The organism is Tenacibaculum gallaicum (assembly GCF_003387615.1).
In the GTDB taxonomy this organism is placed as follows: Bacteria; Bacteroidota; Bacteroidia; order Flavobacteriales; family Flavobacteriaceae; genus Polaribacter; species Polaribacter gallaicus.
The window spans coordinates 190,493-206,602 of the sequence record NZ_QUNS01000004.1 but is presented as its reverse complement, the minus strand read 5'-3'; the positions used below and the strand labels follow the sequence as shown (position 1 = coordinate 206,602).

Sequence of the window (16,110 nt, the reverse complement as noted above, 5' to 3'; positions counted from 1 at the left end):
TTAAATTCGACAAACGAATTAATATACAAATTACAGACATGGATTTTTCTCAATATACATTTACACCCAACCAACATAATGGAGAAAACAGAATCTTTATATCTTTTCAGTATACGATTGAAAAGAAAAATGCGTTGAGAAAAAGATTTCCGTCTGCTAAATGGAGTAAAACGAAACGCGCTTGGCATCTCCCAGATTTGCCTGTTGTGCGAAAGGCTCTAAACATACCTTTAAAATCTATCTTTATTCAACAAAAATCTAAAATTCATGCAGTTAACGAACAAGCGCTTTCTAATTTTATAGCTCAATTAGAGCTCAAAGCATATAGCCAAAATACGATCAAAATTTATGTTTCTGAATTTATACATCTCCTAAAGATTTTAAAAAGTTATTCAGTTAATAACCTTACACCTAAACGCCTCAAAGACTACTTTTTGTATTGCGTAAAAGTAGAAAAAATGAAAGAACGGAAAATTAATGGAAAAATCAATGCTATAAAATTTTACTTTGAACAAGTATTACATCAAGAACGTATGTTTTTTGATATTCCTCGTCCTAAAAAACCACAGACTTTGCCTAAAATGCTGAGTAAAACAGATATTAGAAAAACGTTCAAAGCGGTAGAAAATCCAAAGCACTTACTAATGCTACAATTGTGTTACGGAATGGGTTTGCGAGTAAGTGAAGTAGTAGGATTGAAAATAACACATATAGATAGCAAACGTATGCAGGTACTTATACTAGAAGGAAAAGGTAAAAAAGATCGTTATGTAAACCTACCAGAATCTGTTCTCACACTTTTGCGGACATACTACAAATCGTATAAACCAAAAAGTTGGTTATTTGAAGGTCAGTATGGTGGGCAGTATAGTACTACAAGCGTACAAAAAGTATTTAAAAGAGCGATGAAAAAAGCAGGTATAAATAAACAAATAGGTATTCATGGGCTACGTCATAGTTATGCAACACATTTATTAGAAAGTGGTGCAGATTTACGTTTTATTCAGAAGCTTTTGGGTCATCATAGTATCAAAACAACGCAAACCTACACACATGTATCTAAAGCATCTATTAAAAATATAAGTAGCCCTTTAGATAGCTTATAGCTATTTTTTTGCGCGTTCCACCAATTCTAACTGTTCAATTTTTGCTTCAGTGGTGAACATCCCGTAATTAATAAACGCTTTTTTCTTTTCTACTTTATCAATAGTACCCACGGCATTTCCATCAACTAAACGAACGCGATCGCCAACTTTAAAAACATAAGCAGCTTTTTCTTTGGCAATTTTTTCGGCTTCTTTTTCTTTTTCTTCCCGAACCTTCACAACTTTTTGCAACACTTCTTTTTCTACTTTTTTAATTGCTTCTTGTTGCTTCTGTGTTGCTGCTTTTTCTTGTTTTTTTTCTATTTTGGTTTTCTGCTGTGGCGGATTCTTTTTTAAATGTTTTGTTTTTTCAGCGGTTACCCATTTAAAAAAGTTAGTTGACAATTCTTTTTTATTGTTGGTTTGAAAGTACTTGTTCAATAACTCATTAATCTTTCTACCCAACGAAAGCATACGTTGATTGTTATCATATAATTCTTGAAAACCTTCTAGCTTTTCACGTATTTTAAGCTCTTTTTCTTGTAAGTTTTCAATATGTTCTTGCCCTTTTGATTTTTGTTTGTTTAAACTCTCAGATGTTTTTTGCAGGCGATTTCTCTCTTTTTGAAGTTTGGAAATCGTTTTATCTAAACGAATTTTTTCAGTTTCTACACGTTTTTTAGCACGGTTGATTAAACTATATGGAATTCCGTTTTTCTGTGCTACCTCAAAGGTGAAAGAGCTTCCTGCTTGTCCAACATACAACTTATACAACGGTTCTAAAGTGCGTTCATCGAATTGCATGTTAGCATTGGTAACATTATCTAATTCATCTGCCAATACTTTTAGGTTAGCATAGTGCGTAGTAATAATTCCGAAGGCTTTTTTCTCATAAAACTCTTCTAAGAAAATTTCAGCTAAAGCACCACCTAACTCAGGATCTGATCCTGTACCAAATTCATCAATTAAAAACAAGGTGTTTTCGTTGCATTTTCTAAGAAAAAAGCGCATGTTTTTCAGGCGATAGCTGTACGTGCTTAGTTGATTTTCAATAGATTGATTGTCGCCAATATCTGTTAAAATAGTACTAAAAAGTGTAGTTTCACTACGTTCATGTACTGGGATTAACAAGCCGCTTTGTAACATAGCCTGTAGTAAACCAATAGTTTTTAAAGTGATGCTTTTTCCTCCCGCATTCGGTCCTGAAATAACAATAATTTGTTGTTGTTCATCTAGCTGAATGGTTTGCGGTATGGTGTCAATATTCTTAGCCTTGTTCTTTTGCCATAAAATAGGATGGAAAGCATTTTTGAAAAACACTTTTTTCTCTTTGGTAATTTTTGGGAGTAATCCGTTAATCGTCTTAGCATATTTTGCTTTTGCACCAACCATATCCAAATGCGTTAAAAACGAAACGTATTCAGTTAATAGAGGGGTTAAAGGTCTTATTTCACCGGCTAAAGCTCTTAATATACGTACTACTTCTTGTTTTTCTTCATACACCAAGTTTTGTAACTCTCTACTATAAGAAAGTGTTGCTTGTGGAGCGATATAAACAATGTTTCCTGATTTTGATGAACCTAATAGGCTCCCTTTTATTTTACGTCGGTGCATAGCCAAAACCGCTAATACACGCTGGTTATCAATCACTGTCTCTTTAATATCATCTAAATATCCACTAGCTATATTTTTACTTAAGGCACGTGAAAAACTTTCTGAAATTTTGCCTCTTACTGAGCCAATTTCCTTTCGTATTTGTTTTAAAGTAGGAGACGCATTGTCGGCAACTTCACCGAATGGAGTAATAACTTTCTTAATACTATCTACAATAACGGTAGTAAGCTCAACTTCATCACTTAGTGCAAACAGTGTAGGGTAGTAGGTTTGAAATTTTTTTAAAAACTTCTTTTGTTCATTTACAGTTTCTGAAACTGAAGCAACTTTTAAGAAACCATCTGTTTCTAAAAAACTATTTTCAATAGCAAGTCGTTTAATTTCTTCAGAAATATCTTCAAAATAATGATTCGGAATTCTGTTTTCATTTTCAAATGAAGCCAAATATTCATTAACCATATTCAGTTCAAAAAATAACTTTTTTTTGTTTGAAATAGGCTGAATTTGCATTGTTTTTTCTTTTCCTAAACTAGAAATACAATGCATTGCAACTTGTTCTAAAACCGTTGTGAATTCTAAATCTTGAAGTGTTTTTTCTGTAATACTCACTATCAAATTTCTATTTTTGTTTTTAATTGTCACATCGAGTTAATTTGTGAGGAACAAACAAATTTGTATCGAGATGTAAAGAGTTCTCGATACATTTTTATTCCTTTGTCAGAAAACCACTCGAACTGACAGATTTTTTTGAGAATCACAAAAATAACAAACAATGCAAGTAAAAATTAATGATAGCTGGAAAAATATTTTACAATCAGAATTTGAGAAACCGTATTTTGAAAATCTTACCGGTTTTGTTAAAAATGAATACTCAAAACATACGTGTTACCCAAAAGGGTCAGATATTTTCGCAGCGTTTGATTTCTGTGCGTTGAATGATTTAAAAGTGGTGATTTTAGGGCAAGATCCATACCATGGAGTAGGGCAGGCAAACGGATTGTGCTTTTCGGTACATGATGGTGTTACACACCCACCGTCACTTATTAATATTTTTAAAGAAATAGAAAAAGATGTAAACATTCCATACCCTAAAAGTGGCGATTTGTCTCGTTGGGCAAAACAAGGAGTGTTATTGTTAAATGCTACTTTAACGGTTAGAGCAGGAGAGGCCGGGAGTCATCAAAAACAAGGGTGGGAACAGTTTACCGATGCTGTGATTCAGAAAATATCCGAAGAAAAAGAAGATGTAGTATTCTTGCTTTGGGGTGGTTTTGCTAAGAAAAAAGCAAAGCTTATTGATAAAAATAAACATCATATTTTAACTTCAGGGCATCCATCACCATTAAGTGCTAATAGAGGGTATTGGTTTGAGAACAAACATTTTTCTAAAACCAACGATTTTTTACAAAGTATTGGTTCAGAAACTATTCAATGGTAATTTCGGGTAAAATAGTTTTGTTGTAATACGGTAAAATAATTGCATCTAACATATCTTCAGTAACGTCAGGGTAGTGAACTTCAATAATTTTGTTAGTGTTAATCCACTTTTCAATTTTAGGAAGCTGTTTTTTACTCAATTTTTTCACGACTGTAACTCCCATTTCTTTTAATGTGACAGCATTGCACTGCTGTTCATATTGATTTTTCATAGGAATAACCAATAATTTTTTACGTAAATACAAGGCTTCAGTAGGTGTTGCAAAACCAGCACCACAAACTACTCCTTTGGCTGAAGCCATGCTACGGATAAAAACATCGTCGTTAATTGGTAGGATAGTAATATTATGGAAGAATTGATGTTCTTTTGTTTTTTTAGAAAAGACTTGCCACTTTATGTCTTTTATGCTTGAAAGTACTTTGATTATTTTTTCATCACTATAAGAGGGTAAATACACGGTATAATGCCCTTTGTTTGTAATATTTCTATAACGAATTTCTTTACGGATTATGGGTAAAAAGGTAGAAGAAGAATGAGTTTTAAAATGAAATCCGAATTTGTTTTTTGCAGGAGCGTAGTATTTAATAATTAAGCGTTCTAACCTAAACTTTTTAAAGGCAGAGTTTTTCTCATTTAATAAAGCATTTTGGTTGCTTAATGAAATAATAGGTACGTTTCTAAATAAGCATGCCCATGCTGATATTGGTTCAAAATCGTTGATAACTAAATCGTATTCTTTTACAGGAAGTATTTTAACCTCTTTGTAAACTTTCTTTAGGTTTAAGTCTTTTAAGGTGTTTATTAGATCAATTCCACCTTTTTTACCAAAAACGAAGCCCAATCCATGTAATTTATATTTAATATCAAAAGGGAGGCTTATTTCGTATTGTGATCCACTAACCAATATATCAACATCACCACGCCTCTGTAAATGTGGAATAATTTCTAAGGCTCTACTAGCATGTCCGTTTCCTGTTCCTTGAAAGGCATATAATATTTTCATCTTTTTAACTTTTTTATAATTGATTGTTTTCAGAAAATCACCTATTTAAATAGGTGCTGACCATTCTTTAACTTAATGCCTATTACGGCTTCATGATTATTGGGTTTTAATGTTAAACTCTTTAAGTAATTCTGAAAAAAGTTCACTGTTATTGTGTTCAGAACTGATGAGTTCTAAATCTTTTACAGGGTAGTCTAAATGAATATTTTTAGCGATCTCATCTTTTTCATATTCGTATAAAGACCAATTGTTGTTTTTATATTCTAATGCAGTTAAATTCTCAATCCAATCGCCAGAATTTAAGTAAGTAGTACTTCCTTTTTCAGTTTTGATAATTCTTATTTCTGGTTGATGAATATGTCCGCATACCACATAATCGTATCCTTCATCGATAGCAATGTCGGCAGCAGTGGTTTCAAAATTGTTAATAAATTTAATAGCACTTTTTACACTATTTTTAATTTTTTTAGAAAATGATAGTCTGCCATACCCCATTTTATGACTTATCCAGTTTACAATGGTATTAATTAGGATTAAAAAATCATACCCCATGCCGCCTAACTTAGCAAGCCATTTGGAATGTTGCATGGTTACGTCAAAAACATCTCCGTGAAAAAACCACCCTTTTTTACCATCGATATCTAACACCACTTTGTTTACGATTTCAAAGCTTCCTAAACGAAACCCTTTAAATCTTCGTAACATTTCATCATGATTTCCTGTGATGTAATACACTTTTGTTCCAGAGGTAATAAAATTCATCAGTTGCTTGATGACTTTCATGTGAGGCTTAGGAAAATACCGTTTGTTAAATTGCCAAATGTCAATAATATCACCATTTAAAATTAAAATCTTAGGATTAATGGTTTTTAGGTAATTGTTGAGCTCAGTGGCTCTACAACCGAAAGTGCCTAAGTGTACATCTGATATTACAGCAATATCTAATTTACGTCTTTTGTGTTTTTTCATTCTAAGTGTACTTCGATGTTTATCAAAGTTACTTTTCGAATGTTTTTAAAAAGTGAAGTAATTATAAAGTGTTAGTAATAAAATCTTTACTAAAAAGTGTTGTAAAGGTTATGAAAAAGTAAAAAGCTCGGTTTTTACCGAGCTTTTTATATATAATTTGTTTTAATATTATTTGTTGTACAATACCCATTCTCCCTTTTCTAATAAAGGAATAGCTTGTTTGTACTTAACTTCTTTCTCTTCACCAGACATTACATTTTTGATAGTAACTTTTTCGTTACGACCAATTTTTGGCTGCTCACGCACAACAGTTTCTACTACTTGTTGTTCTTGAGTTTGTTGGTTACGAGCATTACTAATAGCTTGTTGAGTTGAGTTTTGAACTTCATCTTTACGTAAATCTAATTGCTCACGTTGTTCTTCACGAGCTTCTGATACTTGTGAAGCTTCTTGACTTGGTAGTTTTCCTTTGAATAAGAAAGATAAAACCTCTTTGTTTACTTTATCAATCGTTTCTTGGAATAACTCAAAAGCTTCAAACTTATAAACTAATAAAGGATCTTTTTGTTCGTATGTAGCATTTTGAACAGTTTGCTTTAACTCGTCCATTTTACGTAAGTGATCCTTCCAGTTTTCATCAATAATTGCTAAGGTGATGTTTTTTTCAAAGTCGTTTATTAATGATTTTCCTTCACTTTCGTAAGCTTCTTTTAAATTGGTAACTACTTGTAAGTTTTTAGTACCATCGGTAAAAGGAACCACAATACGTTCGTAACGATCACCTTCATTTTCAAAAACATTTTTAATTACAGGGAACGCATTTTCAGCATTTCTTTCTGCATCGTTTTTGTAATGTTCAGTTACTATTTTGTATAATTTGTCAATTAATTCTTGGTCTGACTCTTTATTGAATTCTTCTTCAGAAAAAGGAGAAGTCATAGCAGAGAAACGAATTAATTCGAACTCAAAGTTTTGGAAATCTTTAGCTTCTTTATTTTGTCTTACAATTGAATCACAAGTATCATAAATCATATTTGCAATGTCAATTTGTAAACGTTTTCCGTCTAAGGCATGACGACGACGTTTGTATACAAACTCACGTTGTGCGTTCATAATATCATCATACTCTAATAAACGCTTACGAATACCAAAGTTGTTTTCTTCTACTTTCTTTTGCGCTCTTTCAATAGATTTTGAAATCATAGAATGCTGAATTACTTCACCTTCTTTTAATCCCATTCTATCCATCATTTTTGCAATTCTATCTGAACCAAATAAACGCATTAAGTTATCGTCTAAAGCTACATAGAATTGAGAAGAACCTACATCTCCTTGACGTCCTGCACGACCACGTAACTGACGGTCTACACGACGTGAATCATGACGTTCTGTACCAATAATAGCTAAACCACCTGCAGCTTTTACTTCATCAGATAATTTAATATCGGTACCACGCCCCGCCATGTTAGTTGCAATTGTTACTATTCCAGGTTTACCAGCTTCTGCAACTACATCTGCTTCTCTTTTGTGTAATTTTGCATTTAAGATATTGTGAGGAATTTTACGAATTTGTAACATTCTTCCTAATAATTCAGAAATTTCAACAGAAGTAGTACCAACTAATACTGGTCTTCCTTCCCCAACTAATTTTACAACATCTTCAATTACTGCGTTATATTTTTCACGAGTTGTTTTATAAACTAAATCTTGTTTGTCGTCTCTTTGAATTGGTTTGTTTGTTGGGATTTCAACAACATCTAGTTTGTAAATTTCCCAGAATTCACCTGCTTCAGTAATCGCTGTACCCGTCATACCAGATAACTTACGGTACATTCTAAAGTAGTTCTGTAAAGTAACGGTTGCAAAAGTTTGTGTAGCGTCTTCAATCTTTACATTTTCTTTTGCTTCGATTGCTTGATGTAGTCCGTCAGAGTAACGACGACCGTCCATAATACGACCTGTTTGCTCATCTACAATCATTACTTTATTATCCATCACAACATATTCCACATCTTTTTCAAAAACTGAATACGCTTTTAAAAGTTGATTCATTGTGTGGATACGTTCACTTTTTATACTAAACTCACGATATAATTCTTCTTTTTGATCTGCTTTTTCTTCAGGAGTAGCGTCACTATTGTCTATTTGACCAACTTTTACACTAATATCTGGTAAAACGAAGAAAGTTTCATTTTTTGTGATATCAGAAAGGTGTGCAATACCTTTATCAGTTAAGTCAATTTGATTATTTTTTTCTTCAATGGTAAACCATAACTCTGCATCAACTTCAGGCATTAGCTTATTGTTGTCTTGCATGTAAAAGTTTTCAGTCTTTTGAAGAATTTGTTTAACTCCTTCTTGTGATAAAAACTTAATTAAGGCTTTATTTTTTGGAAGACCTCTGTAAACTCTTAATAATAAGAAACCACCTTCTTTAGTATCACCTTCTTTAATTAAACGTTTTGCTTCTGCTAAAACACCTACTAAATATTTATTTTGAAGTGAAACTAAATCAGCAACCAAAGGTTTTAACTCATTAAATTCATGGGTATCTCCTTGTGGTACTGGTCCAGAAATAATTAATGGTGTACGAGCATCATCAATTAAAACAGAATCCACCTCATCAATAATAGCGTAGTTTGGCGCACGTTGTACTAAGTCTTTCCTAGAGTTTGCCATGTTATCACGTAAGTAATCGAATCCAAATTCGTTATTAGTTCCATAAGTGATGTCTGCATTATAAGCTTCTCTACGTGCTTCAGAGTTTGGTTGGTGAAAATCAATACAGTCTGTACTTAATCCGTGGAATTCAAAAATAGGAGCCATCCACGCACGGTCACGTTTTGCTAAGTAATCATTTACAGTAACAACGTGAACTCCGTTACCTGTTAAAGCGTTTAGGTATACAGGTAGTGTAGAAACTAACGTTTTACCTTCCCCTGTCATCATTTCGGCAATTTTACCTTGATGCAATACAGATCCACCGATTAACTGAACATCGTAATGAACCATGTCCCAAATTACTTCTTTTCCTGCTGCATCCCATGAATTAGCCCAAAAAGCTTTGTCGCTTTCTAAGGTAATGTGTTCTCTTGTAGCTGATAATTCTCTATCAAAAGGAGTGGCAGTTACTTCTAATTCTTCATTATTGGTAAAGCGCTTTGCTGTTTCTTTTATCGCAGCAAAAGCTTCTGGCATAATGTCTAGTAAAACAGCTTCAGAAGCTTGGTAAGCTTCATCTTTCAATTTGTCTATTTCTGCATAAATTTCTTCTTGACGATCGATGTCTGCACTTTTAGCTTCTTCCTCAAGTTCAGTTATTTTGTCAAGAAAAGATTTCGTAGCATCATTAATTTTCGATTTAAATTCGATTGTTTTTGCCCGTAATTCATCATTTGATAAACTGCTTAATGAATTTTCAAAAGATCGTACCTTTTCAACGATCGGTTGTAGTGACTTTAGGTCTTTTTGTTGTTTGTCTCCAACAAATAGTTTTATAATCGAATTTAAAACGCTCATTTGTAAAATATTGTTTTATAGCTAATTAAGTTGTTTTTAATTAGCGTTTTATAGTTGTTTTATAGGGTGCTTAAAAGTAAGCAAAAAAAAAGCCTCTGTAACAGAGACTTTTTAAGATTGTATTTTATTAGTATTCATCTTCGTTCCAAAGATAATCTTCTTCTGTTGGGTAATCTGGCCAGATTTCAATAATAGAATCGTACGCCTCACCTTCATCTTCGATATCTTGTAAGTTTTCTACCACTTCTAATGGTGCTCCAGTACGAATAGCGTAATCAATTAATTCGTCTTTAGTTGCAGGCCAGGGTGCATCTGCTAAATAAGATGCTAATTCAAGTGTCCAATACATTTCTTTATCTGTTTAATAAGATTTCCGCAAAAATAATTTTTTTTTGTAGAAAGTCAAGTTTTTTTTAAAAAATGTGAAATCAATAATTAAAGAACTTAGTTAAAGCTTTTCAGGAATCCATTTAATTTCCTCAGCTTGTAAGTCTTGAGTCAACTTTCGTGCCAACACAAAAAGGTAGTCAGAAAGTCGGTTTAAATACTTTAAAATAGTTTCACTAATTGTTTCTTCTTCATTTAAAGCCACAGCCAATCGTTCCGATCTACGGCATACGCAGCGTGCTATGTGACAAAATGACACGGTTTGATGACCGCCTGGTAATACAAAGTGTGTCATTTGGGGTAGGTCCTTATTCATAAGGTCAATATCGTCTTCTAAAAACTGAATTGACTCTTCATTAATTTTAGGAATGTTTAAGCGTTCTTTACCACTTTTTAAAGTTTCTTTTTCTGGTGGTGTAGCTAACATTGCTCCTAATGTGAATAAATCGCTTTGGATTTTTGTTAATTTCTTTTTTAAAGTGTCGTTAATGTTTTGATCTCTAATTAACCCAATGTAAGAGTTGAGTTCGTCAACGGTTCCATAGCTTTCTATTCTTAAATGGTGTTTTGGAACTCGAGTGCCTCCAAATAGGGCAGTGGTACCTTTATCACCTGTTTTAGTATATATTTTCATATGTTTTTACTTGTTTGATTAACTATTTTAAGATAGCTAATTTATCTAAAATATAATCGGGACAACGCATCGGTTTTTTTGTTTCATTGTTAATAAATGCTAACACGGTGTTTCCAGTTGAAATAAGTTCGTTATTCTGATTGGTAATTTCATAGTCGAATTCAATTTTTACTGAAGGTGTTTTTTTTAAAATGGTTGTAATGGTTAATTCATCATCGTATAATGCTGATTTTTTAAAGTTACAAGATAAAGAAATAACAGGCAACATGATTCCTGTTTTTTCCATATATTTGTAAGTAACGCCCAGAGAACGTAGCCATTCGGTACGACCAATCTCAAAAAATTGTGCGTAGTTTCCGTGATAAACTACTCCCATTTGATCAGTTTCAGCATACCGAACACGTATAGATGTGTAATGTTTTTGCAAAAGATTAATTCATTTTAATTTGACTAACAATACGCAAAAAAAAAATAAAAGTCAATAGTGATTTGATTTTTTTATACTAAAATTTATTCACACTTTTGTTCACCCAGACTTTCGTGTTTGGTGTCCCCTAAATCTGAATAAAAATTAACAACTAAAATTGTTTTTTACCAATATGACTAAAACAGCCGATTCAGTTTGGATGGAATGCTTGTCTTTTATTAAAGACAACATCAAACCACAGGCATACAAGACTTGGTTCGAACCGATAAAACCAATTAAATTGGCAGGGGAGGCTTTGACAGTTCAAGTACCAAGTAAATTTTTTTACGAGTGGTTAGAAGAGCATTACATAAAACTGTTAAGAGTAGCTTTGGTTCGTCAGTTAGGAAGTGATGCAAAATTAATTTACGATGTACGTATGGAAAATACATACAGCAGTAATAGTCCGCAAACAGTAAAAATACCTAGTTCAAACCGTAACCCTTTAAAACCACAAAAGGTAACAGTTCCGTTAGAGTCAAAACGAGAACTAAAAAATCCATTTGTTATTCCTGGACTACAAAAGGTAAAGATAGAGTCTCAATTAAATCCAAATTACAACTTTGTGAATTTTGTTGAAGGTGATTCTAACCGATTGGCACGTTCTGCAGGTATGGCTGTTGCAAACAAACCAGGAGGAACTTCATTTAACCCATTGTTAGTATATGGTGGGGTTGGGTTAGGAAAAACACACTTGGCTCATGCTATTGGTGTTGAAATAAAGGATAAATATCCAGATAAGACTGTGTTATATATTTCTTCTGAAAAATTTACACAACAATTTATAGATTCGGTAAAATCGAATACAAGAAATGACTTTATTCATTTCTATCAAATGATTGATGTATTGATTATTGATGATGTACAGTTTTTATCAGGAAAATCAGGGACGCAAGATGTTTTCTTCCATATTTTTAACCACTTACATCAAAACGGAAAACAGGTTATTTTAACTTCGGATAAGGCACCTGTTGATATGCAAGATATTGAACAACGCTTATTATCTCGTTTTAAATGGGGGTTGTCAGCTGAATTACAAGCTCCTGATTATGAAACAAGAATTTCTATCTTACAAAACAAATTGTATAGAGACGGTGTTGAGATGCCAGAAGAAATTGTAGAGTATATCGCTAAAAATATCAAATCAAATGTTCGCGAGTTAGAAGGGGTGATAATTTCAATGATAGCTCAGGCTTCTTTTAATAGAAAAGAGTTTACAATTGAGTTAGCAAAACAGATTGTAGATAAATTTGTAAAGAACACGAAAAAAGAACTGTCTATTGATTACATTCAAAAAGTTGTATCAAAATACTTTGATATGGATGTAGCAACGTTACAATCAAAAACACGTAAACGACATATTGTACAAGCACGTCAGTTGGCTATGTATTTTGCAAAACGTATGACAAAATCATCGTTAGCAAGTATTGGAAGTCAAATTGGTAAAAGAGATCACGCGACTGTATTACACGCATGTAAAACTGTTGATAACTTGACTGAGACTGATAAGCAGTTTAAAAAGTATGTAGAAGACTTAACGAAAAAGTTAACTTTATAAACAATGAACCTCACCTAGTGAGGTTTTTTTATGAGTATGAAAAAAATATTAATGGTTTGTTTAGGTAATATTTGCCGATCTCCGCTTGCTGAGGGTATTTTGCAATCAAAACTGTCATCAAAAAATTTTTTAGTTGATTCTGCGGGAACCGCAGGTTACCATGTAGGTGAGTTGCCTGATAAGCGTTCTATTGAAGTGGCTAAAAAGTATGAGGTAGATATTACCGGTCAGCGTTCAAGAAAATTTATAAAAACTGATTTTGATAAGTTTGACATGATTTTTGCAATGGATCAGAGTAATTATGGTGATATTATAGCTTTGTCTGAAAATGAAGAGGAACATGAAAAAGTAAAGATGATTCTGAACGAATTGTATCCTAATGAAAACAGGAATGTTCCAGATCCGTATTATGGAGGAGATCAAGGTTTTGAGAATGTATATAAAATGTTAGATGAAGCGTGTGAAATTATAGCTTCAAAATTAGAACAGAAATAATGAAAGGTAAATTATACTTGATTCCTACAACGTTAGGTGATACTGAACCATTAGAAGTAATGCCATTATCGGTAAAAAAAGTAGTAGAACAATTAAACTGTTTTATTGTTGAAAACGAAAAGTCTGCTCGAAGATTTATTAAAAGGATTACGCCAACAAAATCACAACCATCATTAGAGTTGATGTTGTTAGATAAGTATTCTGATGATTTAGAAACTAAGAATTACTTAGATGCTTGTGAGAAAGGAATATCTGTAGGGTTACTTTCAGAAGCTGGAGTTCCAGCAGTAGCAGACCCAGGGGCAAGTATTGTTAAGCTAGCGCATCAAAAAGGAATTCAAGTGGTTCCGTTAGTAGGACCTTCGTCTATTTTATTGGCAATTATGGCTTCTGGTATGAATGGACAAAGTTTCGCATTCAATGGTTATTTACCTATTGATAAGTCAGATAGAAAAAGAGCGATTAAAGATTTAGAAAAACTTTCAAAAGAGAAAAATCAATCGCAGCTTTTTATAGAGACACCATATAGAAATGAAAAAATGCTGGATGATTTGCGAGCTACTTTATCACCTGATACAAGAGTTTGTGTGGCGTGTGATATTACACTTCCAACAGAATATATTAAAACATTAACGGTAAAAGAATGGAAGCATGTAAAGAATGATTTACATAAGCGACCAGCAATTTTTATCATTCATAAATAAAAAAAGCATCGATTTAATCGATGCTTTTGCTTTTTTAATACTTTCTTATTAATTAAACCGTTGGTTTTTTGTCAGCTTTGATGTTAGAAACATCATAACCTGCAAACCTTTTAAGGTATGATTGTATTGAGGTTCCGTAAGCATCGTTAAAACGGATAGATCCGTTTGAACGTAAGAATTTTTTTACATTACCAGCGCCACTTAAATGTGCTGCTGCTAAAATACCTGATTCGGTTATTTTAACTCCATTAATGGTTTTGCCAACACTTCTCTTTATGTCTTTTCTTAAAATCCATTTGTTTAATTTACAATAAGCGACAAATGTGCGTTCTTGTAATTTTGGGCTTTTAAGAAAGTGAGTGGTGTTGTAAATTCTGAATCTCTTTAGGGTTTCCTTACCAAATTGGTATTTCCCTAAGTATCCAAGTGTGTTAACTACTCTATACCTGCCTTGTGATTCTTTAAAAGCTAAAGCTTCTTTAAACCCTACAAAATCATTTAATAAAAAAGGAATGTTAACCTTCTCTACCTTATGAATTGGTATTGGTGTTGTAGTAGTTTTTTCTTTTTTAGCTGTAGTCTCTGTAAAACTGGTTAGTAATACAAATCCTAAAAATACTAATACTAAATATCTGATAATTAATTACTTTCTGTTTAGCGAGGCAAAGATACGGTAATTTTTTATAACAGACTATAAATCAATAATTTACAGTTTTTTAACTGTTGATGATTCAGTTGTTTTCTGGTGTTTTTTTTAGGTAAAAACCAAAAAAAACTATTTTATATTAACTTTTTGATAATGTTTTGTTGAAGTTGATGAGAATAAAATTTTGTTAAAATAATTCTTTTGGAGGGATATTTAAAACTTTACATATAGCCAGAAAACGATACATATCAAGTCTAGTTTTCCCTGTTTCTAATTTAAAATAAGCATTTTGACTCAATCCTATTTTTTTGCCAAACTCATATTGAGATAAGCCTTCTTTTTCTCTTTCTTTCTTAATTTTCTCTAAAATAATACTTACTCTTTCCATAGTTTACTTTTTCTAATTTTCAGTGCTAATATAAAAAATAAGTTATAACTTTTGGGGTTAAGGGAAAACACTTAGTTGCAAAAGGGGTTATGTTTTTTTTGTGTAAGTGTTTGGAAATTATATTTTTGGGAGAACATTGCAATGTAGTCGGTAGTGCTATGGCTGACTATAACAAATCATAGTTTTTTATTAAATAATTTTAAAAACAATTTTTATTATGAAAAAAGTAATTTTATCAGCACTTTTTTTAAGTGCTTTTACTGCAGCGAATGCTGTAACTCTAGATAATCAGTATTTTAGTGATAGGTGTCATGCACAAGCTTGTGAAGCAGTAGGAGATGCAGAAGCAGTTTTTGGAGATGAATTATCAGCTGCAGAGTATGAAGTACTTTATGATATAGAGTTTCAAAACTGTAAAGGATAATTGGTAAATATTAAATGATTAATGGAGCTTGTTTTGAGTTCCGTTAGTCATTTTTAAAAAAAATAGAATGAAAAATAAAATATTTCTTATATTCTTATGGTTTTTATTTTTAATAAAAGCTTATTCCCAAACTGGTGAGGTGACGTATCGTGTAGAGTCAATAAAGCAAAATAATTTAGATAACCCTCTAGTAATGGGAGTAAATAATGAATTGCAACAAAAAACATTTACACTAAAGTATAATAAGTATGAATCTATTTTCAATAAAAATAAAAACATACCAATTAATAAAAGGTATAGTGGTTTAGCAGACGTTTTAATAGGAGCTTTTAGTGACTGGTATCAAAAATCTTTTACTAAAGAAGCTCTAATAAATAAAGAAATTGGAGGTAAAATATATATAGTAAGCTATCCATCAATGACAGGTTGGGAGTTAACTGAGGACACTAAAGTAATAGAAGGTTATACTTGTTACAAGGCAATAAGAAAACAAATTAATAAAAGAACCAGTGTAGGAAAAGATAAAAGATATATAGTTTATACAGCTTGGTATACACCAGAAATTCCAATACCTTATGGGCCCGCTGGAAACGGAGGATTACCAGGGCTGATACTTCAACTAGATAAGAATAATGTTGCTAGATATACTGCAAAAAAAATTAAACTCAACCACAAAAAGAATATTAAAATACCTAAGCTGAAAGAAGCAACAAAAATAACACCAGAAAGAATGGTCGTATTAATGAGGAAAGCAAGGAAGGTAACTGTTGATTAAATCAT

General features: G+C 32.2%; 16 protein-coding genes. 7 read left to right on the top strand and 9 right to left on the bottom strand.

What is annotated here, in order from left to right; translation table 11 throughout:
* Positions 1 to 38: 38 nt before the first annotated feature.
* Positions 39 to 1,106 carry a tyrosine-type recombinase/integrase gene (locus C7448_RS09735; protein WP_115901274.1) on the top strand — a complete coding sequence of 356 codons (1,068 nt, stop codon included), beginning with the start codon at positions 39 to 41 and terminating at the stop codon, positions 1,104 to 1,106.
* Here C7448_RS09735 and C7448_RS09730 read toward each other — a convergent pair whose 3' ends face one another.
* Positions 1,107 to 3,311 carry an endonuclease MutS2 gene (locus C7448_RS09730; protein WP_211321908.1) on the bottom strand — a complete coding sequence of 735 codons (2,205 nt, stop codon included), beginning with the start codon at positions 3,309 to 3,311 and terminating at the stop codon, positions 1,107 to 1,109. It abuts the gene before it with no gap.
* A gap of 160 nt (positions 3,312 to 3,471) precedes the next feature.
* Here C7448_RS09730 and C7448_RS09725 point away from each other — a divergent pair, with 160 nt between their 5' ends.
* On the top strand, positions 3,472 to 4,137 hold the full coding sequence (locus C7448_RS09725) for a uracil-DNA glycosylase (protein ID WP_115901180.1): 666 nt from the start codon (positions 3,472 to 3,474) through the stop codon (positions 4,135 to 4,137).
* Here C7448_RS09725 and C7448_RS09720 read toward each other — a convergent pair.
* The 6 genes from C7448_RS09720 to C7448_RS09695 form a co-directional block, all read right to left on the bottom strand.
* Positions 4,124 to 5,140, bottom strand: coding sequence for a glycosyltransferase family protein (locus tag C7448_RS09720; protein WP_115901179.1), 1,017 nt, complete (start codon positions 5,138 to 5,140; stop codon positions 4,124 to 4,126). The genes C7448_RS09725 and C7448_RS09720 overlap by 14 nt on opposite strands.
* A gap of 96 nt (positions 5,141 to 5,236) precedes the next feature.
* A complete protein-coding gene (locus C7448_RS09715; RefSeq protein ID WP_115901178.1) occupies positions 5,237 to 6,109 on the bottom strand; it encodes a UDP-2,3-diacylglucosamine diphosphatase in 873 nt (290 codons plus the stop codon).
* A 168-nt stretch (positions 6,110 to 6,277) separates the two neighbouring features.
* Positions 6,278 to 9,628 (bottom strand): preprotein translocase subunit SecA, encoded by a 3,351-nt coding sequence (gene secA, locus C7448_RS09710; protein WP_115901177.1) that lies wholly within the window; start codon positions 9,626 to 9,628, stop codon positions 6,278 to 6,280.
* A 127-nt stretch (positions 9,629 to 9,755) separates the two neighbouring features.
* Complete coding sequence (locus C7448_RS09705) at positions 9,756 to 9,977, bottom strand: DUF2795 domain-containing protein (RefSeq protein ID WP_047789198.1); 222 nt, start codon at positions 9,975 to 9,977, stop codon at positions 9,756 to 9,758.
* A 99-nt stretch (positions 9,978 to 10,076) separates the two neighbouring features.
* Positions 10,077 to 10,649, bottom strand: coding sequence for a cob(I)yrinic acid a,c-diamide adenosyltransferase (locus C7448_RS09700; RefSeq protein WP_115901176.1), 573 nt, complete (start codon positions 10,647 to 10,649; stop codon positions 10,077 to 10,079).
* Positions 10,650 to 10,671: 22 nt separating this feature from the next.
* Complete coding sequence (locus tag C7448_RS09695; RefSeq protein WP_115901175.1) at positions 10,672 to 11,076, bottom strand: acyl-CoA thioesterase; 405 nt, start codon at positions 11,074 to 11,076, stop codon at positions 10,672 to 10,674.
* Positions 11,077 to 11,248: 172 nt separating this feature from the next.
* Here C7448_RS09695 and dnaA point away from each other — a divergent pair, with 172 nt between their 5' ends.
* From dnaA to C7448_RS09680, 3 genes are read left to right on the top strand one after another with little or no spacing between them, the layout of a single operon-like run.
* Positions 11,249 to 12,673, top strand: a complete 1,425-nt coding sequence (gene dnaA / locus C7448_RS09690; RefSeq protein WP_115901174.1) for a chromosomal replication initiator protein DnaA — start codon at positions 11,249 to 11,251, stop codon at positions 12,671 to 12,673.
* Between the two features lie 51 nt (positions 12,674 to 12,724).
* Positions 12,725 to 13,168, top strand: a complete 444-nt coding sequence (locus tag C7448_RS09685; protein WP_394342464.1) for a low molecular weight protein-tyrosine-phosphatase — start codon at positions 12,725 to 12,727, stop codon at positions 13,166 to 13,168.
* Entirely contained in the window at positions 13,168 to 13,872 is a 705-nt protein-coding gene (locus C7448_RS09680; protein WP_115901173.1) for an SAM-dependent methyltransferase, read from the top strand. The genes C7448_RS09685 and C7448_RS09680 overlap by 1 nt, the downstream gene beginning before the upstream one ends.
* 52 nt (positions 13,873 to 13,924) lie before the next feature.
* Here C7448_RS09680 and C7448_RS16165 read toward each other — a convergent pair whose 3' ends face one another.
* Both C7448_RS16165 and C7448_RS09670 read right to left on the bottom strand, forming a co-directional pair.
* Complete coding sequence (locus C7448_RS16165) at positions 13,925 to 14,512, bottom strand: peptidoglycan-binding protein LysM (RefSeq protein WP_115901271.1); 588 nt, start codon at positions 14,510 to 14,512, stop codon at positions 13,925 to 13,927.
* Positions 14,513 to 14,705: 193 nt separating this feature from the next.
* Positions 14,706 to 14,906 (bottom strand): helix-turn-helix domain-containing protein, encoded by a 201-nt coding sequence (locus C7448_RS09670; protein ID WP_115901172.1) that lies wholly within the window; start codon positions 14,904 to 14,906, stop codon positions 14,706 to 14,708.
* 217 nt (positions 14,907 to 15,123) lie between these two features.
* Here C7448_RS09670 and C7448_RS09665 point away from each other — a divergent pair, with 217 nt between their 5' ends.
* Positions 15,124 to 15,330 (top strand): hypothetical protein, encoded by a 207-nt coding sequence (locus C7448_RS09665; protein ID WP_115901171.1) that lies wholly within the window; start codon positions 15,124 to 15,126, stop codon positions 15,328 to 15,330.
* Positions 15,331 to 15,397: 67 nt separating this feature from the next.
* Positions 15,398 to 16,105, top strand: coding sequence for a GLPGLI family protein (locus C7448_RS09660; RefSeq protein ID WP_115901170.1), 708 nt, complete (start codon positions 15,398 to 15,400; stop codon positions 16,103 to 16,105).
* Positions 16,106 to 16,110: the final 5 nt, after the last annotated feature.

Coding starts and splice junctions, on each gene's coding strand:
- C7448_RS09680 (WP_115901173.1), top strand. CDS start 13,168: ATGAAAGGTAAATTATACTTGATTCCTACAACGTTAGGTGATACTGAA.
- C7448_RS09725 (WP_115901180.1), top strand. CDS start 3,472: ATGCAAGTAAAAATTAATGATAGCTGGAAAAATATTTTACAATCAGAA.
- C7448_RS09670 (WP_115901172.1), bottom strand. CDS start 14,906: ATGGAAAGAGTAAGTATTATTTTAGAGAAAATTAAGAAAGAAAGAGAA.
- C7448_RS09720 (WP_115901179.1), bottom strand. CDS start 5,140: ATGAAAATATTATATGCCTTTCAAGGAACAGGAAACGGACATGCTAGT.
- C7448_RS09700 (WP_115901176.1), bottom strand. CDS start 10,649: ATGAAAATATATACTAAAACAGGTGATAAAGGTACCACTGCCCTATTT.
- C7448_RS09715 (WP_115901178.1), bottom strand. CDS start 6,109: ATGAAAAAACACAAAAGACGTAAATTAGATATTGCTGTAATATCAGAT.
- secA (WP_115901177.1), bottom strand. CDS start 9,628: ATGAGCGTTTTAAATTCGATTATAAAACTATTTGTTGGAGACAAACAA.
- C7448_RS09705 (WP_047789198.1), bottom strand. CDS start 9,977: ATGTATTGGACACTTGAATTAGCATCTTATTTAGCAGATGCACCCTGG.
- C7448_RS09665 (WP_115901171.1), top strand. CDS start 15,124: ATGAAAAAAGTAATTTTATCAGCACTTTTTTTAAGTGCTTTTACTGCA.
- C7448_RS09685 (WP_394342464.1), top strand. CDS start 12,725: ATGGTTTGTTTAGGTAATATTTGCCGATCTCCGCTTGCTGAGGGTATT.
- C7448_RS09735 (WP_115901274.1), top strand. CDS start 39: ATGGATTTTTCTCAATATACATTTACACCCAACCAACATAATGGAGAA.
- C7448_RS09660 (WP_115901170.1), top strand. CDS start 15,398: ATGAAAAATAAAATATTTCTTATATTCTTATGGTTTTTATTTTTAATA.
- dnaA (WP_115901174.1), top strand. CDS start 11,249: ATGACTAAAACAGCCGATTCAGTTTGGATGGAATGCTTGTCTTTTATT.